19 protein-coding genes, 1 pseudogene and 1 riboswitch are annotated in these 25218 nt (G+C 56.4%); of the genes and pseudogenes, 7 read left to right on the top strand and 13 right to left on the bottom strand.

The genetic code is table 11. The annotated features are described in order from the left end of the window. Nucleotides 1–75: 75 nt before the first annotated feature. Both murI and btuB read right to left on the bottom strand, forming a co-directional pair. Nucleotides 76–927 (bottom strand): glutamate racemase, encoded by an 852-nt coding sequence (gene murI / locus ABLU78_RS11995; protein WP_015703959.1) that lies wholly within the window; start codon nt 925–927, stop codon nt 76–78. Next, a complete protein-coding gene (gene btuB / locus ABLU78_RS11990) occupies nt 872–2719 on the bottom strand; it encodes a TonB-dependent vitamin B12 receptor BtuB (protein ID WP_015368904.1) in 1848 nt (615 codons plus the stop codon). The genes murI and btuB overlap by 56 nt, the downstream gene beginning before the upstream one ends. A 64-nt stretch (nt 2720–2783) precedes the next feature. Continuing rightward, nucleotides 2784–2972, bottom strand: a riboswitch (cobalamin riboswitch). A gap of 115 nt (nt 2973–3087) precedes the next feature. Here btuB and trmA point away from each other — a divergent pair. Next, nucleotides 3088–4188: a tRNA (uridine(54)-C5)-methyltransferase TrmA gene (trmA, locus tag ABLU78_RS11985; protein WP_020077583.1), complete on the top strand. Its 1101-nt coding sequence runs from the start codon at nt 3088–3090 to the stop codon at nt 4186–4188. A 52-nt stretch (nt 4189–4240) separates the two neighbouring features. Here the strand turns inward: trmA and ABLU78_RS11980 are convergent, their stop codons facing one another. Then, nucleotides 4241–4600 carry a YijD family membrane protein gene (locus ABLU78_RS11980; protein ID WP_015368906.1) on the bottom strand — a complete coding sequence of 120 codons (360 nt, stop codon included), beginning with the start codon at nt 4598–4600 and terminating at the stop codon, nt 4241–4243. Between the two features lie 15 nt (nt 4601–4615). Continuing rightward, a complete protein-coding gene (gene fabR / locus ABLU78_RS11975; RefSeq protein WP_015368907.1) occupies nt 4616–5251 on the bottom strand; it encodes an HTH-type transcriptional repressor FabR in 636 nt (211 codons plus the stop codon). A 196-nt stretch (nt 5252–5447) separates the two neighbouring features. On the opposite strand from fabR, the gene sthA reads away from it, so the two are divergent. Next, nucleotides 5448–6848: a Si-specific NAD(P)(+) transhydrogenase gene (gene sthA / locus ABLU78_RS11970; RefSeq protein WP_015368908.1), complete on the top strand. Its 1401-nt coding sequence runs from the start codon at nt 5448–5450 to the stop codon at nt 6846–6848. On the opposite strand, the gene oxyR is transcribed toward sthA, so the two are convergent. The 4 genes from oxyR to argC all read right to left on the bottom strand — a co-directional run bounded on the left by oxyR (nt 6831) and on the right by argC (nt 11266). Continuing rightward, complete coding sequence (gene oxyR / locus ABLU78_RS11965; RefSeq protein ID WP_015368909.1) at nt 6831–7748, bottom strand: DNA-binding transcriptional regulator OxyR; 918 nt, start codon at nt 7746–7748, stop codon at nt 6831–6833. The two genes, sthA and oxyR, sit on opposite strands and share 18 nt — an antisense overlap. A 252-nt stretch (nt 7749–8000) precedes the next feature. After that, complete coding sequence (argH, locus tag ABLU78_RS11960) at nt 8001–9374, bottom strand: argininosuccinate lyase (RefSeq protein WP_015368911.1); 1374 nt, start codon at nt 9372–9374, stop codon at nt 8001–8003. Nucleotides 9375–9475: 101 nt separating this feature from the next. Beyond that, nucleotides 9476–10252 (bottom strand): acetylglutamate kinase, encoded by a 777-nt coding sequence (gene argB / locus ABLU78_RS11955; protein ID WP_015368912.1) that lies wholly within the window; start codon nt 10250–10252, stop codon nt 9476–9478. A gap of 9 nt (nt 10253–10261) precedes the next feature. Then, nucleotides 10262–11266, bottom strand: a complete 1005-nt coding sequence (gene argC / locus ABLU78_RS11950) for an N-acetyl-gamma-glutamyl-phosphate reductase (protein WP_047077317.1) — start codon at nt 11264–11266, stop codon at nt 10262–10264. A 113-nt stretch (nt 11267–11379) separates the two neighbouring features. On the opposite strand from argC, the gene argE reads away from it, so the two are divergent. Both argE and ppc read left to right on the top strand, forming a co-directional pair. After that, nucleotides 11380–12531, top strand: coding sequence for an acetylornithine deacetylase (gene argE, locus ABLU78_RS11945; RefSeq protein ID WP_015368914.1), 1152 nt, complete (start codon nt 11380–11382; stop codon nt 12529–12531). 257 nt (nt 12532–12788) lie between these two features. Then, nucleotides 12789–15440: a phosphoenolpyruvate carboxylase gene (gene ppc / locus ABLU78_RS11940; RefSeq protein ID WP_015368915.1), complete on the top strand. Its 2652-nt coding sequence runs from the start codon at nt 12789–12791 to the stop codon at nt 15438–15440. A gap of 54 nt (nt 15441–15494) precedes the next feature. Here ppc and zinT read toward each other — a convergent pair whose 3' ends face one another. Continuing rightward, entirely contained in the window at nt 15495–16145 is a 651-nt protein-coding gene (gene zinT, locus ABLU78_RS11935) for a metal-binding protein ZinT (protein WP_015368916.1), read from the bottom strand. Between the two features lie 24 nt (nt 16146–16169). Between zinT and ABLU78_RS11930 the strand changes: the two are divergent. From ABLU78_RS11930 to ABLU78_RS11920, 3 genes and pseudogenes are all read left to right on the top strand, one after another. Then, nucleotides 16170–17149: pseudogene (locus ABLU78_RS11930) on the top strand (AraC family transcriptional regulator). A 205-nt stretch (nt 17150–17354) separates the two neighbouring features. Beyond that, nucleotides 17355–18017 (top strand): fructose-6-phosphate aldolase, encoded by a 663-nt coding sequence (gene fsa, locus ABLU78_RS11925; protein ID WP_015368918.1) that lies wholly within the window; start codon nt 17355–17357, stop codon nt 18015–18017. Between the two features lie 54 nt (nt 18018–18071). Further along, nucleotides 18072–19175: a glycerol dehydrogenase gene (locus ABLU78_RS11920; RefSeq protein WP_015703952.1), complete on the top strand. Its 1104-nt coding sequence runs from the start codon at nt 18072–18074 to the stop codon at nt 19173–19175. Between the two features lie 37 nt (nt 19176–19212). Here ABLU78_RS11920 and ABLU78_RS11915 read toward each other — a convergent pair whose 3' ends face one another. The 4 genes from ABLU78_RS11915 to metB all read right to left on the bottom strand — a co-directional run bounded on the left by ABLU78_RS11915 (nt 19213) and on the right by metB (nt 25063). Next, on the bottom strand, nt 19213–20127 hold the full coding sequence (locus tag ABLU78_RS11915; protein ID WP_015368920.1) for a DMT family transporter: 915 nt from the start codon (nt 20125–20127) through the stop codon (nt 19213–19215). 151 nt (nt 20128–20278) lie between these two features. Next, entirely contained in the window at nt 20279–21166 is an 888-nt protein-coding gene (gene metF / locus ABLU78_RS11910; RefSeq protein WP_048230161.1) for a methylenetetrahydrofolate reductase, read from the bottom strand. Between the two features lie 301 nt (nt 21167–21467). After that, nucleotides 21468–23900, bottom strand: coding sequence for a bifunctional aspartate kinase/homoserine dehydrogenase II (locus tag ABLU78_RS11905; RefSeq protein ID WP_015703951.1), 2433 nt, complete (start codon nt 23898–23900; stop codon nt 21468–21470). A 2-nt stretch (nt 23901–23902) separates the two neighbouring features. Next, the gene (gene metB, locus ABLU78_RS11900; RefSeq protein WP_048230162.1) at nt 23903–25063 is read right to left on the bottom strand and encodes a cystathionine gamma-synthase; all 1161 of its coding nucleotides are present in this window, start codon (nt 25061–25063) and stop codon (nt 23903–23905) included. Nucleotides 25064–25218 lie beyond the last annotated feature (155 nt).

Here is a 25218-nt window from a genome sequence, read left to right as displayed (position 1 = left end):
TAGGGAGTTCTGAGACGTTGACAAGCCCTGTTTTCAAAAAACTTTTCAACCGTCTTTTTTTTGCGCAAAACGCCTTTAAAGCGGTAGTTTTTCCAGCGTTTCAAAGCCATAACGCTGTAAAACGGGTAAAAGCTGTTCAGTATCCGGGGTAATCGCCATGCAAAAAGCCTTATTGGCATCATTCGATTTGGCATCCGGCGCTTCATGCTCCAGCAACCAGGCGGTACGTCGAGCAATCGCCGCGCCGGAATCAATAAATCGCGTCCCTTCCGGCATGACCTGTTGCAGTTCTTCCGCCAGGAGCGGGAAGTGCGTACAACCTAATACGACCGTATCGGGCGGCTCCTGCATCCGTAGCCACGGGCGCAGAATTCGGCGCAGCTCTTCCAACGGTACCGCTTCGCCGTGCAGCTTCGCCTCTGCCAGTTCCACCAGCTCAGCGGAACCCAGCATTTCGATGCGGCACTCATTGGCAAAGCGGTCAATGAGTTCACGAGTATAAGGACGCTTGACGGTACCGCGCGTCGCCAGCAGGCCGACAATACCGTTCGCCGTTAAGCGCGCGGCAGGTTTAATCGCTGGTACGACGCCGACCACCGGGAAAGCGAACTTTTCACGTAGGGCTGGCAGGGAAACGGTACTGGCGGTATTACAGGCGATGACCGCCAGCGCCAGAGGATAGCGTTGCTGAACGGCAGTCACGATTTCAACAACACGCTCAACGATAAACTCTTCGCTCTTCTCGCCATAGGGGAAGGCAACGTTATCGAAAGCATAAATATAATGTAGATCCGGCAACAGCTGCCGAATCTCGTTATATACCGACAACCCACCGACGCCGGAATCAAACACCAGCACGGTGGGACGTGGATCAGAAGGTGTAGCTGCCAGACAAGGTGTATTCCCGTCCTGCAGTTTGGTAGCCATATACTGTCTCGTAATCTTTATCGAACAGGTTGGCTATTTTACCACGAACTGTGAGATGTGAGGTGACTGGATACGAAACTGCGAGATCCCACAAGCTTACACCGCCCAACTTAACGCTCTCAGGCGCATAGGTTACCGGGTCGTAAGTGTTGTCATAACGGGTGCCAAGATAGTGATAGGTCACCCCCCAGTCGAAATCATAAACCTGCCAGTCCAGCTGGTATTTCACCTGCTGTTTTGCCCGGCGCACCAGCAGCTCGTTGGTTTTCGCATCACGCGCATCGACATAGTCATAGCTGATGCTGTGCGCCAGCGGCCCGGTATCAAACGACGCCGTCGCTTCAATACCTTTAATACGCGCCTTGCCGACGTTGTAATATTTCATCAACTGCGAGTCGTAGTCGATCAGATTATCGATGTCGTTACGATATCCGGACAGGCGCCATGTCACCCCAGACGTCAGGCCTTCAAAGGCCCCTTCCCACTGCTTGCTCTCTTCCGGGTCGAGATTCTGATTACCGTAGAAGCCGTACAGCTGGCCGAGATTCGGCGCTTTGTAGGCAGTGCCATAAGAGGCGATAAAGCGGTAGCCGTCGATAAACTCCCACGCGGCGCTGCTCTGCCAGGTACCATGCTGGCCAAACTGCGAGTTATCATCACTACGCGCCGCCCCTTCCAGGGTGAAATCGCCCAACTTTTGCAAGCCGGTGATAAACAGGCCGGTATTACGGATTTCATAGCCATCGGTCACATAGTTCGTGCCAGGCTCGGTGGTTTGTTTTTGCCAGTCAATTCCAGCGCCAACGTTGCCGTGGCCAACATCGACCGTGTTCGCCCACTGCACATTGTACTGTTTCACTTCATCCAGCGTCGCCGAGGTGTCATAGCGCCCCAGTCGCGGATCGTAATTGTAGTCCTTGCTGTGGCTATAGCTGGAAGTCAGCTGCGAGTGGAAGATATCCTGATTAAAACGCAGGCCGGCATCCCAGGTCTGGCTATACAACTGGCGAGTATCGACTAATACGCCGCCATAAGGAGAGCCGTCGTAGGCCGTCCGGTTGTCATAGCCGTACCCACGCACAAAGCCACTCCACTCATTGGAGAAGCTATGCTCCAGCGCGCCGTAGATCGTTTTGCTCATAAAGCCATCGCGATCCGGCTGGCGAACGCCGCCGGTATTGCCTTCGGCGACCACATCAAAGCCTTTGGTATAGGTATAGTCGCCCGCCAGGGTGACGCGGGTATGTCCGCCGAAAGTCTGCTGCGTGCTGCCGCCATAGTTCTGGTAGCCATTTGAGCCCACGCCGGCATTGAGCGTGGTGCCGTCCTGGTCGCGAGTGGTAATAATGTTTACCACCCCGCCGATCGCATCCGAACCGTAGACCGCCGAGCGCGGGCCACGAACGTATTCAATGCGCTGTACCAGAGCGATAGGGAACTGGCTTAAGTCGGAAGAGCCGCTGACGCCCGCCTGATTCAGACGTACGCCATCCACCAGGATTAAGACATGGCTGGAGTTGGTGCCGCGTACGAAAAGAGAGCTCTGCTGCCCCATGCCGCCGTTTTGCGCGATGTCCACGCCCGGCAGGCGGCGCATCACATCGGTGAGAGAGGTTGACTGCCAGCGATCGATATCCTGCCGCGTCACCACGCTCACCGGCGCCAGCACGGTTTCGATAGGTTGCGCCACACGGTTTGCCGTCACCACTAACGTATTTGAATTGCTGTCCTGCGCCCAGCCGGAAAATGCCGTGACGGATAAAGCCGTCATCAGCGAAGCTTTTTTAATCATTGTAAAAGCATCCATAATATAGAGAGGATGCCGCCGGCTCTATCAGTAGCTCGCGATGATAGAAACCAAATGCGACGTATCCGGCAGGTCTTCGGGCTTGGAGGCTGCTTTAAGAAATAATGACTTCCCACGGCTAACCGCAGTGTCTGCACCGAGTGCGCTTATTTCTCGCCTTTCCTTACCGCTGCGCGTCAGCTCCAGATTCGCACTGGATTCCCTATTAACTCAGAGGACCGGTTGCAAGATGCTACAATTAGAAACATATAGATGTCCAGACTGCTATAACGATATTTCATCCGCAACCAGGGCTGGACATCCCCAATGCTTTCCCTACAATCCCCGCGTACTTATTTTATTCAGGATGCATCATGACCCCCGAACACCTCCCTACCGAGCAATACGAAGCGCAACTGGCAGAAAAAGTCGTCCGTTTGCAGAAAATGATGGCCCCTTTTGCCGCGCCGGTTCCGGAGGTATTTCGTTCGCCGGTCAGCCACTACCGGATGCGCGCTGAATTTCGCCTGTGGCACGACGGCGACGACCTCTATCACATCATCTTCGATCAGCAGACCAAGTCGCGTATTCGCGTCGATACCTTCCCGGCCGCCAGCGAGCTCATCAACCAGCTGATGCCGGCAATGCTCGACGGCGTGCGCCATAACCCGGTCCTGCGCCATAAACTTTTCCAGATTGATTATCTGACGACCATGAGCAACCAGGCCATCGTCTCGCTGCTCTATCACAAGAAACTCGACGACGAATGGCGCCAGCATGCGGAAGCGCTGCGCGATGCCCTACGCGCGCAAAATCTCAACGTGCAGCTGATAGGCCGCGCCACTAAAACCAAAATCGAGCTCGATAGGGATTATGTCGATGAACGTCTGCCGGTTGGCGGGCGCGAAATGATCTATCGTCAGGTGGAAAACAGCTTTACCCAGCCAAACGCGGCGATGAATATTCAGATGCTGGAGTGGGCGCTGGACGTCACCAAAGGTTCCACCGGCGATCTGCTGGAGCTCTACTGCGGCAACGGCAACTTCTCGCTGGCGCTGGCGCGTAACTTCGATCGCGTGCTGGCGACGGAAATCGCTAAACCGTCAGTCGCCTCCGCGCAATACAACATTGCCGCCAACCATATCGATAACGTGCAAATTATCCGTATGGCGGCGGAAGAATTTACCCAGGCGATGAACGGCGTGCGGGAGTTTAACCGCCTGCAGGGTATCGATCTGCAAAGCTATCAGTGCGAAACCATTTTTGTCGATCCGCCGCGCAGCGGGCTGGATAGCGAGACCGAAAAAATGGTCCAGGCCTATCCACGAATTCTCTATATCTCCTGCAACCCGGAAACACTGTGCCAGAACCTGGAAACCCTCAGCCAGACGCACAATGTCACCCGCCTGGCGCTATTCGATCAGTTCCCGTATACCCACCATATGGAATGCGGCGTACTGTTAACGAAGAAATAAACGCATAAAAAAACCCGGCGAACGCAACGTTGCCGGGTTATTACCTGGCGGATTACTCCGCCGCGGTATCTTTGCGGTTGCGCATCTTGTAACCGATCCAGAACACCATCGCGACAGACAGCACCGCCGGGAAGAAGTTAGAGCCGATATCCGGATATTCTGCGCGCACCACGGTGCTATACAGCAATACGCCGAGAATAAAGCAGGCGGCGGAAAGCCCCGGCAGCCCGACCGGCATACTGCGGTTCTGATAGCGCTGGTGCAGGCAGTATACCGTCAGCAGCAGCGACAGAACCGGGAAGATGGAAAAGGGAACGATTGAGCTGAACAGCGCGGCGAAGGTGCCATTAATGGACAGACCCGCGATCAGCGCCAGCAGTAGCGTACCTTTATCTTGAACTGAGTGTTTCATTGCTCGTCCTTCACGTTATTCGGAATGATGTGACATTTTTTCTTGTTCACGGCGATACCAGTAATACGCGCCTTTTGAAATCATTCTGAGCTGCAGTACCAGCCGCTCTTCCAGTTGTCGGCGCTGCTCCGGACTGACGTCCAACGCTTCCGCACCGGCGTTGAATACGATGGTGACCATAGCTTCAGCCTGCGCTTCGGTAAAGGCGCGCGGCATATGGTTTTCGAGTTCTAAATAGTCGGCAAGTTCCGCGATGAAATGCTGGATCTCGCGCGCTACAGCGGCTCGAAACGCCGCGGATGTGCCAGAACGCTCACGCAACAGCAGGCGGAAGGCGTTCGGGTTGTTACCAATAAACTCCATAAAGGTAGAGACGGAGGTGCGGATCACGCTGCCGCCTTTTGCAATGCGCTGGCGCGCCTGGCGCATCAGTTGGCGCAGCATTAGCCCGCTTTCGTCTACCATCGTCAGGCCTAACTCATCGACATCGCGAAAATGACGATAAAAGGACGTCGGCGCGATCCCTGCTTCCCGCGCAACCTCGCGCAAGCTCAGGCTGGCAAAGCTTCGCTCAGCGCTAAGTTGGCTAAATGCCGCTTCCACCAGCGAGCGGCGGGTTTTTTCTTTTTGTTGTGCTCTTACGCCCATCACGATGTATGAATCCTTCCAATAGCCCTGTCGGCACTATACCAGAGATTAAAACTAATCGGTTTGTACTGGATTGTGAATGATTGTTTATGAGCCGTTTCTGCTTTTATGCCGCAAAAAAGCACAACGATAATTGGGTTAAAGCTCGCCAAATGTTATCATCGTGTTTATTTTGTGTATAAAACAGGTGAGTAATGCCATGTCACACTCTTGGGATTATGATGCAATAGTGATTGGTTCCGGTCCTGGCGGTGAAGGCGCCGCTATGGGACTGGTGAAACAGGGAGCTCGTGTTGCCGTTATCGAGCGCTACCATAATGTCGGCGGTGGTTGTACCCACTGGGGAACCATCCCGTCAAAAGCGCTTCGCCATGCCGTCAGCCGTATTATCGAGTTTAACCAAAACCCCCTCTACAGCGACCATTCCCGTCTTCTCCGTTCTTCCTTCGCCGACATCCTCAACCATGCCGACAGCGTCATTAACCAGCAAACCCATATGCGTCAGGGTTTCTATGAGCGCAACCACTGCGAAATTCTGCAGGGCAACGCCCACTTTGTTGATGAGCACACGCTGGCGCTGGAGTGTCACGATGGCACCGTAGAAACGGTCACCGCCGAGAAATTCGTTATCGCCTGCGGCTCGCGCCCGTATCATCCGGCCGATGTCGATTTCCACCACCCGCGTATTTACGACAGCGATTCCATTCTTAGCCTGCACCACGAACCGCGCCATGTGATCATTTACGGCGCCGGGGTGATCGGCTGCGAGTACGCGTCGATCTTCCGCGGTATGGAGGTTAAGGTCGATCTGATCAATACCCGCGATCGTCTACTGGCGTTCCTCGATCAGGAGATGTCCGATTCGCTCTCCTATCACTTCTGGAACAGCGGCGTGGTTATCCGCCATAACGAAGAGTACGAGAAAATCGAAGGCGTCGATGACGGCGTGATCATGCATCTGAAGTCTGGTAAGAAGCTGAAAGCTGACTGCCTGCTGTACGCCAACGGTCGTACCGGTAATACCGATACGCTGGCGCTGGAAAATATCGGTCTGCAAACCGACAGCCGCGGCCAGCTGAAAGTAAACAGCATGTATCAGACCGCCCTACCGCACATCTATGCCGTCGGTGACGTTATCGGTTATCCAAGCCTGGCGTCAGCGGCTTACGATCAGGGACGCATCGCCGCGCAGGCGCTGATCAAAGGCGAAGCCTCCGCGCATCTGATTGAAGATATCCCGACCGGGATCTACACCATTCCGGAAATCAGCTCGGTGGGTAAAACCGAGCAGCAGCTAACCGCGATGAAGGTGCCTTATGAGGTAGGTCGCGCACAGTTTAAACATCTGGCGCGGGCGCAAATCGTCGGTATGAGCGTGGGTACGCTGAAGATTCTGTTCCATCGCGAGACGAAAGAGATCCTCGGCATCCACTGCTTTGGTGAGCGCGCGGCCGAAATTATTCATATCGGCCAGGCAATTATGGAGCAGAAAGGCGGCGGTAACACCATTGAGTACTTCGTTAACACCACCTTTAACTACCCGACCATGGCCGAAGCCTATCGGGTAGCGGCGTTAAACGGCTTAAACCGCCTCTTTTAACGCCTTATCAAAGTGGCCATCCATAGTACTACGGATGGCCTCCGCCAGATGCTCATAGCGGCTACGCAGCGGCGAACCAGGACGATAAACCAGCCCGATAGTGCGTCTTGGTTCCGGCTTAATGCACGGAATATAGACCACGCCATCGCGTTTTCTCTCCTGCGGCACCGCCAGCGCAGGCAGTAGTGTAATACCACTTCCGGCGGCAACCATGTTGCGCAGCGTTTCAAGGCTGGTCGCGCGGAAGTGGGTATCTTCGTCCGCACCCGCTTCAAAGCAGAAGCCCATCGCCTGGTCGCGCAGACAGTGTCCGTCTTCCAGCATCAACAGCTTTTCACCCGCTAAATCCGCCATCGGCACGCGATCGCGCTCTGCCCACGGATGGTCTTCGTAGATAGCCAGCATCATCGGCTCATCGAACAGCGGCACTTCGATAAAGGCTTCACTCTCTTTGACCAGCGCGAGGATCGCGCAGTCGAGCTTACCGCTATCGAGCTGCGCCAGCAGCTGATGGGTTTGCGCCTCATGCAGATACATTTCCAGCTTCGGGAAAGTCTGATGCAGCATCGGAATTATGTGCGGCAGCAAATATGGCCCCACCGTTGGGATCAGGCCGATATGCAGCGGCCCGGACATGGTTTCCCCTTGCTGGCTTGCCATCTCCTTGAGCACTTTTACTTCGCGTAGCACGGTACGCGCCTGATCCACCAGCAGCAAACCCGCCTGAGTGAACAGAACCTTACGGCTGGTGCGCTCCAGCAACATCACCCCAAGTTCATCTTCCAGCTTGCGAATTTGTCCGCTAAGCGTAGGCTGACTGACGTGGCAGGAATCTGCCGCACGTCGGAAGTGGCGATGTTCAGCCAGCGCTACCAGGTATTCAAGATCGCGAATATTCATTATTCATCCTCCATCGCCACGATAGTCCATGGCGATAGATAGAATAGCAACGAACGATTATCCCTATCAAGTTTTCTGTTCAATAATAACCACAGAAACGAGGAGAACATCTGAAAATCATTGAGTCGCCTCACAGTTTCCCTACCCGAACAACTAAAGCCAACGTGAACTTTTGCGGACCTCGTGTCCGCTTTTTTTTGGCGTAAAAAAGCCCGGGGATTACCCAGGCTCATTCAACATCGGTGTAATCTCTTACACCAGGCGCTGTCTGGCGTCGGCAATCGCCTGCGCCACCTGCTGCGGCGAGACGCCGCCTTTGGCCGCACGTTTATCAAGGCAGGACTGCAACGACAGGATCGGGTAGACGTCATCGCCGATAACGCTGCTGAACTTTTGCAAGTCGCTTAACGGTAAATCTTCCAGCGCTTTGCCCTGAGCAATCGCTTCAACCACCGCTTCACCGACGATATGGTGTGCTTCGCGGAACGGAACGCCTTTTGCCACCAGGTAATCCGCCAGCTCGGTAGCGTTGGCGTAACCCTGCTGCGCCGCTTCCGCACAGCGCGGACGTTTCACCTGGATACCGTCCAGCACCAGCGCCGCCATGTGCAGGCAGTCAAGCCAGGTGTCCAGCGCATCGAACAGCCCTTCTTTGTCTTCCTGCATATCTTTGTTGTAGGCCAGCGGTAGCCCTTTCAGGGTCATCATCATGCCGGTCAGCGCGCCCTGCACTCGGCCGCATTTACCGCGGATCAGTTCCAGCGCATCCGGGTTTTTCTTCTGCGGCATCAGCGACGAACCGGAAGTAACGCGGTCAGACAGTTCAACAAAACCCGCTTCGCCGGTATTGAAGAAAATCAGATCTTCGGCAAAACGCGACAGGTGCACCATGCCGATAGAGGCATCGGAAAGCAGTTCCAGCACGTGATCGCGATCGGAGACGCTATCGAGGCTGTTACGGGTCGCCGATGCGAAACCCAACCAACCGGCCAGCTGCTCACGGTCGATTTCATAAGCGGTTCCCGCCAGCGCGCCGCATCCCAGCGGGCTGACATCGAGGCGCTTGAGCGCGTCCTGCAGACGGCTTTCATCACGGGCCAGCATTTCAACGTAGGCCAGACACCAGTGCGCAAAAGTCACCGGCTGGGCGCGCTGCAGATGGGTATAACCCGGCATCACCGCATCCTGATTGTTGCCAGCGGTTTCCACCAGCGCGCTTTGCAGTTGGCGGGTCGCGGACAGCAACTCGGTGACGGTCTCTTTGCACCACAGCTTGAGATCGGTGGCGACCTGATCATTACGGCTACGTCCGGTATGCAGTTTTTTGCCCAACTGGCCGACTTTATCGATCAGTTTCCCTTCGACCCAGCTATGGATATCTTCGGCATCGCTTTCAAGGATTTGCTGCGGGTTGGCGCGTACCTCTTCCAGCAGAACGTTCAGCGCCTCTTCCAGCTGCAGCTGCTCATCGGCGGTCAGTACGCCTACGGTTACCAGCGCTTTGGACCAGGCGACGGATCCCACGATATCCTGTTCCGCCAGACGATAGTCAAAGCGTAAAGAGTCGTTGAATTGTTTGAACCGCTGGTCTGCTGCCTGTGTAAAACGCCCGCCCCAAAGTGCCATAACATGCTTCCTTTATTCGTGAGTTCTGCCGGGTCGCGCTGCGCTTACCCGGTCTACGGTCTTATCGCCCCGGCAAGCAACGCGCCGCCGGGCATTCAATCTTAAGCCAAAATACGCGTACCGATCGGGGTACCGTTAAATAATGCCGGCAGCTGCTCGGCATGGCGCCAGGAAGCGATATCCACCGGGCGGCCCAGCTCGCGCGCCGCGTCCAGCGCCGCGTTCACTTTCACAATCATGCCGTCGGTAATAATGCCCTGTTCAATCAGTTGTTCAGCCCTGGAGGCGGTCATTTCCGCAATCCGCTGACCTTTACCGTCGAGAATGCCGCTAACATCGGACAGCAGGATAAGATCCGCGCCCAGCGTCGCCGCCAGCGCCGTCGCCGCCTGATCGGCGTTGACGTTCATCAGTTGTCCTTCGTCGGTGACGCCAATCGAGCTCACGACGGGCAGGTAGCCGCCCGCCAACAGCGTATTGATAAGCGTCGGCGAGCCTGCCTGCGCTTTACCAACGTGGCCTAGTTCTTCATCCAACTGAGTCACCTTCACGCTATCGCCATCGCCGAGGAACAGCCCTACCGAGGAAAGACCATGCTTTTTCGCCCATGCCAGCAGCGTTTTGTTGGCAGTTCCCGCCAGCGCGCCGGTAATGATGTCAATCTGATCGGCAGGCGTTACGCGCAGGCCATTTTTCTTTTTCACCGGCAGATTAAGCTGTTTCATCAGCTCATCCACCACGCAGCCGCCGCCGTGGACGATAACCAGCGGACGCTGGTGTGTTTCGCGGTAGTGCACCAAGGCGGTAAACAGACGTTCCAGCGCTTCTTCGCTGTCCAACAACACGCCGCCAAGTTTGATAATCAATGGATTGTTCATCATCACACCTTAAATTAAAGACTGCGTCTCAGCGAAGCCGAAACGAATGTTAGCGCACTGCACGGCCTGCGCTGCCGCGCCTTTCAGCAAGTTATCTTCTGCGGCCACGACGATAATATGTTCGTCCTGGACGGCAAAACCGATATCACAGAATGGCAGCCCAACTACGTTTTTCAGCGCCGGTACGCCTTTATCGTATAAACGGACCAACGGCTTATTGGCATAGGCCTGCTGGAAGACCTCAGCCACCTGATCTTTACTGACGCCCGGCTTCAGGCGGCAGGTAATGGTTTCCAGAATACCGCGTTTAAAATTGCCAAGGTGGGGAGTGAAGATCACCTCTGCGCCCAGATGGGTAGAAATTTCCGGATGGTGGCGATGATTGAAAACACCGTACGGCTGCAGGCTGACTTCGCAGAAGCTATTGCTCATCGCCGCCTTACGCCCGGCGCCGCTAACGCCGCTGGTGGCGTTGATCACCGGCCATTGCTTCAGATCCAACAGACCGGCATCGATCAGCGGTTTTAACGCCAGCTGCGCCGCCGTCGGGTAGCAGCCAGGCACCGCGATCAAATTCGCCTCTTTCAATGCTTCTACGTTCCACTCCGCCAGACCGTATACCGCCTGCTTAAGCAGATCGGAATGCTGATGAGTGAAACCGTAGTATTTTTCGTAGAACGCGCCATCGTTGACGCGAAACGCGCCGGATAAATCGAACACCACGCAGCCCGCGGCCAAAAACTGCGGCGCCAGATCGTGGCTAACTTCATGCGCGGTGGCGAGGAACACTACATCCGCGCCGGCGCTAAATTCGCTGATATCGGACATCGCCTGCAGCGGCAGGTCGACAATACCTTTCAGCTGCGGATGTATATCGGAAATTAACTTTCCGGCATCATTGCTTTGCGCGGAGACGGTCAAAGCGGTTATGTTCATATGAGGGTGGCGATTTACATAGGCCACCAGCTCTGCGCCGGCATAGCCGCTAGCTCCCACGATCAGCGTATTTAGCATTGGAAGAGCATCTCCTTACATTCGATGGGTTTTATTGCGCTCAACGATATTGTATTTTTATTCACAAATACTGCATGAATATTGATACTATCATGACCAGAGGTGTGTCAACAATGAAAAACAATTTACCGCCCTTTATCGAGATTTACCGCGCATTGATCGCCACACCATCCATCAGCGCGACCGAAGAAGCGCTGGATCAAAGCAATGAGTCTTTAATCAATTTACTCGGCGGCTGGTTCCGCGATCTGGGCTTCAACGTCGAGATCCAGCCGGTACCTGAGACGCGCAATAAATTCAATATGTTGGCCAGCACTGGCCACGGCGCTGGCGGCCTGCTGCTCGCCGGGCATACCGATACCGTGCCTTTCGACGATGGTCGCTGGACCCGCGACCCGTTTACACTTACGGAGCACGACAACAAACTCTACGGGCTCGGCACCGCCGATATGAAAGGCTTCTTCGCGTTTATCCTCGATGCCCTGCGCGACGTTGACGTCAGTAAATTGAAAAAACCGCTGTATATTCTGGCCACCGCTGACGAAGAAACCAGCATGGCGGGCGCGCGCTACTTTGCCGAAACCACGCAACTGCGCCCGGATTGCGCCATCATCGGCGAGCCGACCTCGCTGCAGCCGGTGCGGGCGCATAAAGGCCACATTTCAACAGCGGTACGCGTACTGGGCCAGTCCGGCCACTCCAGCGACCCGGCACGCGGCGTGAACGCTATCGAACTGATGCACGATGCGATTGGCCGCATAATGCAACTGCGCGATGATTTAAAAGAGCGTTACCACTATGCCGCCTTCACCGTGCCTTATCCGACGCTCAACCTGGGCGCCATTCACGGCGGCGATGCATCCAATCGCATCTGCGCCTGCTGCGAATTGCACATGGATATTCGTCCATTGCCGGGGATGACGCTTAACGACCTGAACGGCCTGCTGGATGAAGCGCTGGCGCCGGTCAGCGAACGCTGGCCGGGGCGTCTGACGGTCTCGGAGCTGCATCCGCCGATTCCAGGCTATGAATGCCCGCCGGACCACAAGCTGGTCGAAGTGGTTGAAAAACTGCTCGGCGCGCAGACCGAAGTGGTGAACTACTGCACCGAAGCGCCGTTTATCCAGACGCTCTGTCCTACGCTGGTGTTAGGACCGGGCTCCATCAACCAGGCCCACCAGCCGGATGAATATCTGGAGACGCGGTTTATTAAGCCGACGCGCGAACTCATCACCCAGGTTGTCCATCACTTCTGCTGGCATTAATCGCTGCTAGTTTCCCGCCTTCACGTGCAGAGGCGGGAGAGTGACGATCGTCACACTTCCATAAGTAATGCTTATCCGCCGACCGCTGAGTTAACTTTCGCAAATTATCGCCATTTATTCGTTTGCTGAAGCGATTTCGCAGCAATTGACGCGGGGGTATTTACGTGGCTTTATAAAAGACGGGTTGCTTATCCACTGCTCAAATCACGGAGCGCCGGATATAACAAAATAAAATGAGATGGGGTGTCTGGGGTAACATGAACGAACAATATTCCGCTTTGCGTAGTAATGTCAGTATGCTCGGTAAGGTGCTGGGCGACACCATCAAGGATGCGTTAGGAGAAAACATTCTTGATCGTGTCGAAACTATCCGTAAGTTGTCCAAATCTTCTCGCGCGGGCAATGAAGCCAATCGCCAGGAGCTGCTCACCACGCTGCAAAACTTGTCCAACGACGAGCTGCTGCCGGTGGCGCGCGCCTTTAGCCAGTTCCTGAATCTGGCCAATACCGCTGAGCAATATCACAGCATTTCGCCCAACGGCGAAGCCGCCAGCAATCCGGAAGTTATTGCGCGTACCCTGAGAAAACTCAAAGACCAACCCAATCTCAACGAAGACACCATAAAAAAAGCGGTGGAATCCCTGTCGCTGGAGCTGGTATTAACCGCTCACCCGACCGAAATCACCCGCCGGACGCTGATCCACAAAATGGTGGAAGTGAACAACTGCCTTAAGCAGTTGGATAACAAAGATATCGCTGACTATGAGCACAACCAGCTGATGCGCCGCCTGCGCCAGCTGATCGCCCAGTCCTGGCATACCGATGAAATTCGTAAGCACCGCCCTTCTCCGGTCGATGAAGCCAAATGGGGTTTCGCGGTAGTTGAAAACAGCCTGTGGGAAGGCGTGCCGAACTATCTGCGCGAGCTGAACGAACAGCTGGAAGCCAACCTCGGTTACCAGCTACCGGTTGATTTTGTGCCGGTACGATTCACTTCCTGGATGGGCGGCGACCGTGACGGCAACCCGAACGTCACCGCCGATATCACCCGCCACGTGCTGTTGCTCAGCCGCTGGAAAGCGACCGATCTTTTCCTGAAAGATATCCAGGTGCTTATCTCCGAGCTGTCGATGGTCGAATGCACCGACGAGCTCCGCGATTTGGCGGGTGCGGAAGGCGCGCAAGAGCCGTATCGTTATCTGATGAAAAAGCTGCGTAGCCAGTTGATGGAGACCCAGGCCTGGCTGGAAGCGCGTCTGAAAGGGCAAAAACTGCCGAAACCGGCGGGGCTTATCACGCAAAACGAACAGCTGTGGGAACCGCTGTATGCCTGCTATAAATCGCTGCAGGCCTGCGGAATGGGCATCATCGCCAACGGCGAACTGCTCGATACCCTGCGCCGGGTGAAATCTTTCGGCGTACCGCTGGTGCGTATCGATATCCGTCAGGAAAGCACCCGCCATACCGAAGCGCTGGGCGAAATGACCCGCTACCTCGGGATCGGCGATTATGAAAGCTGGTCGGAAGCCGACAAGCAGGCCTTCCTGATCCGTGAGCTGAACTCCAAACGCCCGCTGCTGCCGCGTCAGTGGGAGCCGAGCGAAGAGACCCGCGAGGTCCTCGACACCTGTAAAGTGATCGCCGAAGCGCCGCGTGGATCGATCGCCGCTTATGTGATCTCAATGGCCAAAACGCCGTCCGACGTGCTGGCGGTTCATCTTCTGCTAAAAGAAGCCGGTATCGGCTTTGCCCTGCCGGTCGCGCCGCTGTTTGAAACGCTGGACGACCTGAACAACGCCAACGACGTTATGACTCAGTTACTGAATATTGACTGGTATCGCGGCTTTATTCAGGGCAAGCAGATGGTCATGATCGGTTACTCCGACTCGGCCAAAGATGCCGGCGTGATGGCCGCCTCCTGGGCCCAGTACCAGGCACAGGACGCGCTAATCAAAACCTGCGAAAAAGCCGGTATTGAACTGACTCTATTCCACGGTCGCGGTGGCTCCATCGGTCGCGGCGGCGCTCCGGCCCACGCGGCGCTGCTCTCGCAGCCGCCGGGCAGCCTGAAAGGCGGCCTGCGCGTCACCGAACAGGGCGAAATGATCCGCTTTAAGTACGGCCTGCCGGAAGTGACCATCAGCAGCCTGTCGTTGTACACCAGCGCGATTCTGGAAGCCAACCTGCTGCCGCCGCCGGAACCAAAACCGCAGTGGCGCGAAATCATGGCCGAGCTGTCCGACGTCTCCTGCAAGATGTACCGCGGCTACGTGCGGGAAAACAAAGACTTCGTCCCTTATTTCCGCTCCGCGACCCCGGAACAAGAACTGGGCAAACTGCCGCTTGGCTCGCGCCCGGCGAAGCGTCGCCCGACCGGCGGCGTCGAGTCACTGCGCGCCATCCCGTGGATCTTCGCCTGGACCCAGAACCGCCTGATGCTGCCGGCCTGGCTGGGCGCCGGTGCCGCGCTGCAGAAAGTGGTCGAGGGCGGTAAGCAAAGCGAGCTGGAAAGCATGTGCCGCGACTGGCCGTTCTTCTCGACCCGCCTCGGAATGCTGGAAATGGTCTACTCAAAAGCCGACCTGTGGCTGGCGGAGTACTACGATCAGCGGCTGGTGAAACCGGAACTGTGGAAACTCGGCGAAGAGCTGCGTCAGCTGTTAACCGCCGATATCAAAGTGGTGCTGGCTATCGCTAATGACTCCCACCTGATGGCCGACCTGCCGTGGATCGCCGAATCCATCCAGTTGCGTAACATCTATACCGACCCGCTTAACGTCCTGCAGGCCGAACTGTTGCACCGTTCGCGCCAGGCTGAAGAGGCTGGCGAGGAACCGGATGCGCGCGTTGAGCAAGCGCTGATGGTCACCATTGCCGGCGTCGCGGCAGGGATGCGTAATACCGGCTAGTCACCGTTTCCCCCGGCCGCCCGGCCGCCCGGCCGGGGGATTTTCCCTCTCATTTTAGTGATGCAACATCTCATCGACGATCTGCTCTTTATGCAGCGCATAGGGATAATAGGTCGGCCAGTTATCCATCTCTTTCAGCAAGGCCTCCTGTGATTCATTGCCCATAAATATATGGAAATGCTGCGATTTGCGCGGGCCAATAATATGGTCGCTGAACTGGACGAATTTCGGCGCGTTACCATCGCCCTGTTGGCACTCAAACAGATAGCGAACGCCCTTCTTGCCGGAGGCGTATTGCAGGATTTTGTAGCCTGAGTAGGTATATTTGCAGCTATTAACGGTCTTGCCGACGTGGAACTCTATCACGTCATCTTCAATGCCAATCTGCTCCACGTCGGTGGCGTAACCCTTCTTATAATAGGCGCGATACTCTTCCACGCTCTTGCCGCCGGGCTTTTTCGCCTTCTGCTCCAGAACCGGATCAAGGTCGCCATTCAGCAGGTACGGATTAACGGACTGCCAGACGCCATCCCAATCGCTCAACGCGCGATCCTTCACATCTTTATCGGCAAAAATGCCTTCGCTAGCCTGGCGTTCTATGTCGGTCAACGCTGGGCCATGGCTATGGTTACCGTGGGCGAACGCCTGGACGCTCGCAAGCGCCATGCCTAAGCCAAACGCGAGCATGGGGATCTTTCGGGTCATTACTCTCTCCTGAGTTGAATATCGATTGCGATAAAATGTTACGATATAACATATCTAAATCAAGAAGCAATAACGACAAGCTCGCGCTTTTACCGCTGGAAAAATGTCCGGTATGATGAAATGCGTGGCGTTTTGGCGGGGTAAAGATGGATAACAGCATCAATCAGCTCATTGATTCATTAGTGAAAAAACAAACCTGCATTGCAGAAGTGCATTTTACCGGTGAGTCACGCCCCCCTGCCGACGCCGCGATCAAGGTTGATTTTCCTCGTCTGAATATTGTCATTGAGGGGCAGTTGTACGATCTCGCCCTCGGCGATAATGCCGCGCCGCTGCAGCCGCGCGATGTACTGTATATTGCGGGCGATAGCTGGAACTGGCCGCAATGGCAGACACCCTGCCTGCTATTAAGCATCTTGTTCGGCAAACAGCAGTTGGAATTTTCGCTGCAGCGCTGGAGCGGCGAGGCGCTAACTCTTGTCCAGAAGATCCAGGTACCGCGCCGCGGGCCGCGCGTGGGTTCATTCCTGCTACAGGCGCTAAATGAAATACGTATGCAGCCGCAGGAGCAGCAAACCGCCCGCTGTATCGTCGTTAGTCTTCTCAGCCACTGTACCGATCTGCTGGGTAGCCAGGCGCAAACCTCATCGCGCAGCCAGGCGCTGTTCGAAGCGATCCGCCAGTATATCGATCTCCATTTCGCTGAGCCGCTGAGCCGGGAATCCGTAGCCCAGTCGTTTTACCTATCCCCCAATTATCTCTCGCACCTGTTTCAGAAATGCGGGCCCATGGGTTTTAACGAATACCTTAATCATATTCGCCTCGAACAGGCGCGCATGCTGTTGAAAGGCCATGATATGAAAGTGAAAGACGTTGCCCACGCCTGCGGCTTCGCCGACAGCAACTACTTCTGCCGTCTGTTTCGCAAGAACACCGAACGTTCGCCTTCCGAATACCGCCGCCAGTATCACAGCCAGTTGACGGAAAAATCCTCTGCGCCGTAAAACTAGATTTTTGTAAGTAACTGTCTGCTGATTGCTGGCCACGTACCTTTATAAGCAGGAACAGGCGGACAAATGTGATCTAAATCATCCTTAATCGCAATGCGTACATTTATCCAGTTTTTGGCAAATTTGTCATCTGGCGAGCAAGCAAACGAAAACCGTATCCTTTCCTCAACATCACTGAATTACACATCGAGGAATGGTTATGGAACTCTATCTGGACACCGCGAACGTCGCTGAAGTTGAACGTCTGGCCCGCATTTATCCGCTGGCTGGCGTCACCACCAACCCGAGCATCATCGCCGCCGGCAAAACCCCGGTTTGGGACGTGCTGCCGCGCCTGCAAAAAGCCGTCGGCCCGGAAGGTGTTCTGTTCGCGCAGACCATGAGTCGCGATGCGCAGGGCATGGTGGAAGAAGCCAAACGCTTAAGCAACGCCGTGCCGGGTATCGTGGTTAAAATCCCGGTTACCGCCGAAGGTCTCGCCGCCATCAAACTGCTGAAAAAAGAAGGTATCCCGACGCTTGGCACCGCGGTCTATAGCGCTTCCCAGGGGCTGCTGGCGGCGCTGGCCGGCGCGAAATACGTCGCGCCATACGTCAACCGCGTCGACGCCCAGGGCGGTGACGGCATTCGCATGGTGCAAGAACTGCAATCTCTGCTGGAAATGCACGCCCCGGAAAGCAAAGTCCTGGCCGCGAGCTTCAAAACCCCGCGCCAGGCATTGGATTGCCTGTTAGCTGGCTGCGAAGCTATCACCCTCCCCTTAGACGTAGCGCAACAAATGCTCGGCACCCCCGCGGTAGAGTCAGCCATAGAGAAGTTCGAGCAGGACTGGAATAACGCATTTGGCACGTTGAACCTGTAATCCGATCGTCTGCCGCCGTCCGGCGGCTTGCACGGTTATCGAGGAGGAATCGAAATGGATCGCATTATTCAATCACCCGGTAAATACATTCAGGGCGCTGGCGCCATCAAGCGCCTCGGCGAATATCTTAAACCGCTGGCCGAACGGTGGCTTATCATCGGCGATAAGTTTGTTCTTGGCTTTGCCGAAGAGCAGTTGCGTACCAGCCTTGGCGGCGCTGGCCTGGTGGCCGAAATCGCACCGTTCGGCGGTGAATGTTCGCAAAATGAAATCAACCGCCTGCGCGATATCGCCAGCAGCGCCCAATGCCATGCGGTGCTCGGCATCGGCGGCGGCAAGACTTTGGATACCGCGAAAGCGCTGGCTCACTATATGCATCTGCCGGTAGTCGTGGCGCCGACCATCGCCTCCACCGACGCGCCGTGCAGCGCGTTGTCTGTTATCTATACCGACGATGGGGAATTCGAAAGCTATTTGATGCTGCCGCACAACCCGAACATGGTGGTTGTCGATACGCAGATCGTCGCGGCCGCGCCAGCTCGCCTGCTGGCCGCCGGGATTGGCGATGCGCTGGCGACCTGGTTTGAAGCCCGCGCCTGCTCGCGCAGCGGTGCGACCACAATGGCGGGCGGTAAATGCACTCAGGCAGCGCTGGCACTGGCGGAACTCTGCTACAACACGCTGGTTGAAGAAGGCGAAAAGGCGATGCTTGCCGCCGAGCAGCATGTGGTTACCCCAGCGCTCGAACGGGTGATCGAAGCCAACACCTACCTGAGCGGCGTCGGCTTTGAGAGCGGTGGGCTGGCGGCGGCGCACGCGATTCACAACGGTTTGACCGCCATCCCGGACGCCCATCACTTCTATCACGGCGAGAAGGTCGCGTTTGGTACCCTGACGCAGCTGGTGCTGGAAAACGCGCCGGTGGAAGAGATAGAAACCGCGGCGGCGTTGTGTCACAGCGTCGGCCTGCCCATCACACTGGCGCAGCTCGATATTAAAGGCGACATCCCGGCCAAAATGCGCACGGTCGCGGAGGCCGCCTGCGCCGAAGGCGAAACCATCCACAACATGCCGGGCGGCGCCTGTGCCGACCAGGTTTACGCCGCGCTACTGGTTGCCGACCAATACGGTCAGCGTTTCCTGCAAGAGTGGGAATAACCTGCCCCAAATGCCCGGCATTTGCCGGGCATAACGCTTAACGAGTAATACCTTGCCTGGTAATCTGAGGTTGACGTTTTTTAAGGCTGATTATCGCCAGCGCCGCGACGATCAGCACAATACCAGCGCCTTCCACTAGCCCCGGATTTTCACCCAGCAGCCACCAGGAAAACAGCACGCCGCAAACCGGTACCGCCAGCGTACTCAGGCCGGCGACGCTGGCAGGCAGGTTACGCAGAACATACAGCCACAGACTCCAGGCCACCGCCGTCGCCAGGATTGCGCTATAGGCCAGTGCCCAAAAAACCCCAGGTTGCCAGTCAATGCTGCGCTGCGGCACCAGCCACGCCACCACGCTCATCACCAGCGCGGCATACAGCATCTGCCAGGCGGTTAACGACAGTAAATCGAGGCGCGGATAGCGGCGATACATGCGTTTGGCGACAATCGCGCTCGCCCCCCAACTGATGCCGGAGAGGATCGCCAGCAGCGCGCTTTTCATCGAGGAGAAATCCAACTGCCACGGCTGCAATACCAGCAGTAGACCGCACGCCGCCAGTACGATAGCGGCATATTGTAGCCGCCGCATGCGCTCGCCTAAAAACAGCGCCGCCATGATCACCACCCAGAACGGCATGGTATAGCTGAGAATGGCGACTTTACCTGCGCCGCCACTCATCAGCGCCCACTGCGCCAGACCGACCATGCCGCAGGTTTGCAGCAGCGCAATCGCCAGGGTGTAACCAAACGGCGTTGGCCGCATGCCGCGCCCGCGCAGCGCCAACACCGCCATCAGCACAATCGCGCCGAAAATACAGCGCAGGGCGGTAAAATCGAAAGCGCCGATATAGAGCGTTACCTGTTTCATCGCAATCCAGCTGTAGCTCCAGATAAGCGTCAGCAGGACGAGGCCACAACCGGCCAGGAGATTGCTGTTCCTTGCAACCGTCATAACTTCTCCACCGTCATGATTTTTGCGGGCACTATACTCTCTTTGGCGGCAGGTTGCTTAAGGGCAGAGCGCACTTTTCGTGCGAAAAAAGAGGGCGGCGAATTGCATTTCGCCGCCCCGACAGGAATAAAAAAATAGGTAAAACAGGCAATTACGCTGGACGCACGCCCAGGGTATGGCAAATGGCATAGCTCATTTCGGCGCGATTCAGGGTATAGAAGTGGAAATCTTTCACTCCTTCGCGGCTTAAAATTTTCACCATGTCCATGGCGATATTCGCCCCTACCAGTTGGCGCGTTTCGGCATCGTTATCCAACCCTTCGAACATTTTCGACATCCAGATCGGAATACGCACGTTCGTCATATCGGCAAATTTCTTCGCCTGTTTAAAGTTGGAGACTGGCAGAATGCCCGGAATAATTTCCACATCGATACCGGCGGAGACGCAGCGGTCACGGAAACGCAGGTAGCTTTCGACATCAAAAAAGAACTGAGTGATCGCGCGATTAGCGCCCGCTTCTACTTTACGTTTCAGGTTCAATAAGTCGGCCTGCGCGCTTTTGGCTTCCGGATGCACTTCCGGATAGGCGGCGACGGAGATATCAAAATCACCGACGTCTTTTAGCAGCGTCACCAGGTCGGCGGCGTACATCTCCGGCTTGCCGCTACCCGGCGGCAGGTCGCCGCGCAGCGCGACGATATGGCGGATACCGTTGTTCCAGTAATCCTGGGCAATCGCGCGCAGTTCATCACGGCTGGCGTCGATACAGGTCAGGTGCGGCGCTGCTTCCAGACCGGTGCGGTCTTTAATGCCCTTGATAATGCTATGAGTGCGGTCGCGCTCGCCGGAGTTCGCCCCGTAGGTGACGGAAACAAACTTCGGCTTCAGGCTGCTTAAGCGATCGATGGATTTCCACAGGGTTTGCTCCATTTCACTGGTACGCGGCGGAAAGAATTCAAAGGACACATTAATCTGGCCCTGGACTTCCGCCAGGCTCTGATTCAGGGCTTCCCGCTGATTGGCGTGAAAAAAGCTCATACCTTACCTCATCAATCGCATTATATTTATCAGTCGTGTTGCGAACTTCTATACGTTTAGACGTCCAGATGTAAAAATGACGGAAAAGCGGGCGGGCGTCAATAGAAAAATCTGCGTAAACAGTGAGGAATTTTCAGTCAAAGTGAAAAAAGTTCATCTGGCGTCAGGCCAGGCGCGTTAATTATCCGCAAGATCAAAGAGCCCACGCTGCCGACGCAGCATCTCACCCTCTCAGGGCAGCTGGTGGCGCGGGAATGAGCATAATGAAGGCCGGCCCTACGGGCCGGCCTGAGAGGAGAGATTACAGCAACTGCGCCAGACGATTAATATCTGACTGAATAGCCCCGGCGGTGACATCGCGACCCGCGCCTGGCCCGCGGATCACCATTGGATTATCGCGATACCAGCGACTCTCGATGGCGAAGACGTTATCGCACGGCAGCAGCGCCGCCAGCGGATGTTCCTGACGCACGGCTTCTACCCCGACGCGCGCTTTACCGTTAGCATCAAAACGCGCCACGTAACGCAACACCAGCCCCATCTCACGGGCGGCTTCAAGGCGCTGCAGCATCTGTTCGTTCAGCTCTTCGCCGTTCTCAAAGAAGTGGTCAACCGAGCCCTCTTCGCAATGCGCCGGAACCAGCGATTCCACGCGCACCTGATCCGGCTCGATATTGTAACCAGCTTCGCGCGCCAGGATCACCAGCTTGCGCATCACGTCTTTACCTGACAGGTCAACGCGCGGGTCCGGTTCGGTCAGCCCTTGCTGCCAGGCCTGATCCACCAGTTCGGTAAATGGCACCGTGCCGTCAAACTGCAGGAACAGCCAGGAGAGCGTACCGGAGAAGATACCGCTCAGCCCCAGGATGGTATCGCCGCTGTCGATGAGATCGCGCACCGTATGGTTAACCGGCAAGCCTGCGCCGACGGTGGCGTTATACAGCCAGTGACGTCCGGTCTTTTCGAAGGCGTCGTGGATCTGGCGATATTTATCGCTGCTGCTGGCGCCCGCCAGCTTATTGGCGCTGATCACGTGAAAACCGTGGCTGGCGAAATCCAGATACTGATCGGCCAGCTGTTCGCTGGCGGTCACGTCCAGCACCACTAAATCATCATAAGGGTGCGCGCGCATCCACAGGAATAGCGATTCTTCATCCTGCTCAACCGCTTCATCTTCAAAGAATGCCAATGCGCGACTGGCATCCAGACCTTCATAGTTCAGCAGGCTACGGCGGCTATCCACCACCCCAGCCAGCAGGAACTCAAAGCCGGTGCGGGCGGAAAGCGTGCTCTGCTCGCGCGCGAACAACTCCAGCCAGCGGGAGCCGATATTACCTTTGCCAAACAGCACCAGACCGATGCGTTTCTCAGCGCGGAACACGGAATGATGCAGCCCCTGAATCAGGCTCTCGGTTGGGCCGGCGCGCAGCACCGCCACCAGGCTGATGCCCTCTTCCGATTGCCAGGTAAACTCTACCGGCTGCCCTTTCAACTGCTGCCAGAAACGGTGGCAATGCAGCGGATTGCGGGTCACGCCCGCGCCGACCATCGCCACCAGCGCCAGCTTCTGGCGCAGACGCAGCTCGCCCGGCAGGCCCGCCTCGTCCAGCAGCTTCAGCGCGCTGTCGGCCACTTCAGAGGTGTAACAGAACTGCAGCAGCTTACGGTCGGCATGCACGCCCACCGCTAGCGGGCGCAGCTGCGCGCGTTTGAAAATCTGATCCAGCTCTTTATGCGCCAGTTTGAAATCCTGACCGGCCGGCACCTGGAATTCAATCAGGCAGACGTCGTCGTGACTGGTGACAATACGCGCGCCGGTGCCAGATGCCAGCACGCGCTCAATGCGCGTCGAACCCTGGTCCGGGGTGTAGCTGCAGCGCAGCTGTAAATCGATATCGCTGCCGGAAACCGGCTGTAGCGTACGCGCGTGCAGCACCGGCGCCGCCAGGCGAGCCAGCTCGCTGGCCTCATCAAGGCGCAGCAGCGGCAGCAGGCACGCATCTTTCACTTTACGCGGGTCGGCGCTATAGACCCCGGCCACATCGCTCCAGATGGTGACGCGGGAGACCCCGGCCAGCGCGCCAATTTGGGTGGCGGAGTAGTCGGAACCGTTACGGCCCAGCAGCACGGTTTCTCCGGCATTGTTGCGGGCGATAAAGCCGGTCACCACCAGCCGTTTGTTGGGGTGCTGCGCCATCAACTGTTGTAACAACGGGTAGGACAAGCCTTCATCAACCTGCGGCTGCGCGGCGCGTTCCGCGCGCAGGAAGGCGCGCGCGTCCAGCCAGGCGGCTTCAACCCCAAGGTGATTCAGTACCGCCGCCATCAGGCGCGCGGACCACACTTCGCCGTGGCCGACGACTTCAGCATATACCGCATCGGTGATGCCGCTATCCAGCAGGCCCGCCAGACGTTCAAGATCGTGAATAAACGTCGCGATCAGTGCGTCAGCGGCGTCCGCCGGCAACAGGCTGGCGATCAGATCCATTTGATAGCGACGTAGCGCTTGTTGCACCTGATGCGCAGAAAGACGATCGGTCTGGCTTAGCTGCAGCCAGCTAATCAGCTGGTTGGTGGTGCTACCGGCGGCAGAGACGACCATCATATCGCCTGCCTGCGCATAGTCGGTCATGATCCCGGCGACGCGCAGGTAACATTTCGCATCCGCTAAACTACTCCCACCAAATTTGTGCAGCTGACGACCCTTCGCCCCTGCCTGCGCAATCACACTCATCTTTATTCCTCGTTTGCTGCCCGGAAGCCATTTTCCAGGTCGGCAATTAAATCTTCACCATCTTCAATACCGGTCGAAATACGCAGGAGCGTTTCTGAGATCCCTGCCGCCGCACGCGCTTCCGGCGCCATGCCCGCATGCGTCATCGTCGCCGCATGGGAAATCAGGCTCTCAACGCCCCCCAACGATTCCGCCAGCGTAAATAGCGATAAACCGCTCAAGAAGCGACGCAGCGTCTGCTCATCGCCATCGAGCTCGAAGCTTAGCATCGCCCCAAAACCTTTTTGCTGACGCGCCGCAATCTCATGCCCCTGGTTTTCCGGCAGGGACGGATGATACAGCTTTTTCACCAGCGGCTGGGTTTTCAGATAGTCGACTATCGCCTGCGCGTTGCGCTGCGCCACTTCCATTCGCGGAGAAAGGGTACGCAAACCACGCAATAACAGATAGCTATCAAACGCCCCGCCGGTGACGCCGATATTATTCGCCCACCATGCCAGTTCGGTGACAGTTTCAGGATCTTTGGCAATCACCACCCCGGCGACCACATCAGAGTGGCCGTTGAGATATTTGGTGCACGAATGCAACACCAGATCGGCGCCCAGCGCCAGCGGATTTTGCAACGCCGGGCTCAGGAAGGTGTTATCCACCACGCTCACCGCGCCGGCTTCACGCGCCAGCCCGCAGATTTTCGCAATATCGACCACCCGCAGCAATGGGTTGCTCGGGCTTTCGACCAGCACCAGCTTCGGTTGTTCCGCTAGCGCTTCACGTAATGCCTGTTCATCGCTTTGATCGACAAAGCGCACGCGATAGCAGCCGCGTTTCGCCAGGCTGTCAAACAGACGATAGCTGCCGCCATAACAGTCGTGCGGCGCCACCAGCAGATCGCCCGGTTTCAGGAACACCGTGGTCACCAGCAGAATAGCCGACATTCCGGTATTGGTCAGTACCGCGCCCGCGCCGCCTTCCAGTTCCGCCAGCGCGCGCTGTACGACATCGCGAGTCGGGTTGCCGCGACGGGAATAATCGTGGGCGCGAGGTTCATTGAAACCGGTGAAATTATAGGTGCTGGAGAGGTGGATCGGCGGGACAACGCAACCGTACTGTTCGTCGTCATTTAAACCGCTACGCACTGCAATGGTGGCCTGTTTATGCGTCATGTTGGACAGTTCCTGGGCTGTTCGGTGAGAAGTCAGGCCTCAGAGTAATCATTGTCACAATAGACGTCAATACATCTGGACATCTAAACTTCTTTGCGTATAGATTGAGCAAAAGACAAATAGCCGTTAAAATTATATGCATTAGCGCACGTCGG

The organism is Klebsiella sp. JN_Kp122 (genome assembly GCF_040062085.1).
GTDB lineage: Bacteria > Pseudomonadota > Gammaproteobacteria > Enterobacterales > Enterobacteriaceae > Klebsiella > Klebsiella aerogenes.
The sequence above is the reverse complement of the archived record's forward strand: the minus strand, read 5'-3'. Positions and strand labels throughout refer to the sequence as shown.

Excerpts from the sequence above, each read along its gene's own strand:
- murI (WP_015703959.1), bottom strand. The coding sequence starts at position 927 with ATGGCTACCAAACTGCAGGACGGGAATACACCTTGTCTGGCAGCTACA.
- btuB (WP_015368904.1), bottom strand. The coding sequence starts at position 2,719 with ATGATTAAAAAAGCTTCGCTGATGACGGCTTTATCCGTCACGGCATTT.
- trmA (WP_020077583.1), top strand. The coding sequence starts at position 3,088 with ATGACCCCCGAACACCTCCCTACCGAGCAATACGAAGCGCAACTGGCA.
- ABLU78_RS11980 (WP_015368906.1), bottom strand. The coding sequence starts at position 4,600 with ATGAAACACTCAGTTCAAGATAAAGGTACGCTACTGCTGGCGCTGATC.
- sthA (WP_015368908.1), top strand. The coding sequence starts at position 5,448 with ATGTCACACTCTTGGGATTATGATGCAATAGTGATTGGTTCCGGTCCT.
- oxyR (WP_015368909.1), bottom strand. The coding sequence starts at position 7,748 with ATGAATATTCGCGATCTTGAATACCTGGTAGCGCTGGCTGAACATCGC.
- argH (WP_015368911.1), bottom strand. The coding sequence starts at position 9,374 with ATGGCACTTTGGGGCGGGCGTTTTACACAGGCAGCAGACCAGCGGTTC.
- argB (WP_015368912.1), bottom strand. The coding sequence starts at position 10,252 with ATGAACAATCCATTGATTATCAAACTTGGCGGCGTGTTGTTGGACAGC.
- argC (WP_047077317.1), bottom strand. The coding sequence starts at position 11,266 with ATGCTAAATACGCTGATCGTGGGAGCTAGCGGCTATGCCGGCGCAGAG.
- argE (WP_015368914.1), top strand. The coding sequence starts at position 11,380 with ATGAAAAACAATTTACCGCCCTTTATCGAGATTTACCGCGCATTGATC.
- ppc (WP_015368915.1), top strand. The coding sequence starts at position 12,789 with ATGAACGAACAATATTCCGCTTTGCGTAGTAATGTCAGTATGCTCGGT.
- zinT (WP_015368916.1), bottom strand. The coding sequence starts at position 16,145 with ATGACCCGAAAGATCCCCATGCTCGCGTTTGGCTTAGGCATGGCGCTT.
- fsa (WP_015368918.1), top strand. The coding sequence starts at position 17,355 with ATGGAACTCTATCTGGACACCGCGAACGTCGCTGAAGTTGAACGTCTG.
- ABLU78_RS11920 (WP_015703952.1), top strand. The coding sequence starts at position 18,072 with ATGGATCGCATTATTCAATCACCCGGTAAATACATTCAGGGCGCTGGC.
- ABLU78_RS11915 (WP_015368920.1), bottom strand. The coding sequence starts at position 20,127 with ATGACGGTTGCAAGGAACAGCAATCTCCTGGCCGGTTGTGGCCTCGTC.
- metF (WP_048230161.1), bottom strand. The coding sequence starts at position 21,166 with ATGAGCTTTTTTCACGCCAATCAGCGGGAAGCCCTGAATCAGAGCCTG.
- ABLU78_RS11905 (WP_015703951.1), bottom strand. The coding sequence starts at position 23,900 with ATGAGTGTGATTGCGCAGGCAGGGGCGAAGGGTCGTCAGCTGCACAAA.
- metB (WP_048230162.1), bottom strand. The coding sequence starts at position 25,063 with ATGACGCATAAACAGGCCACCATTGCAGTGCGTAGCGGTTTAAATGAC.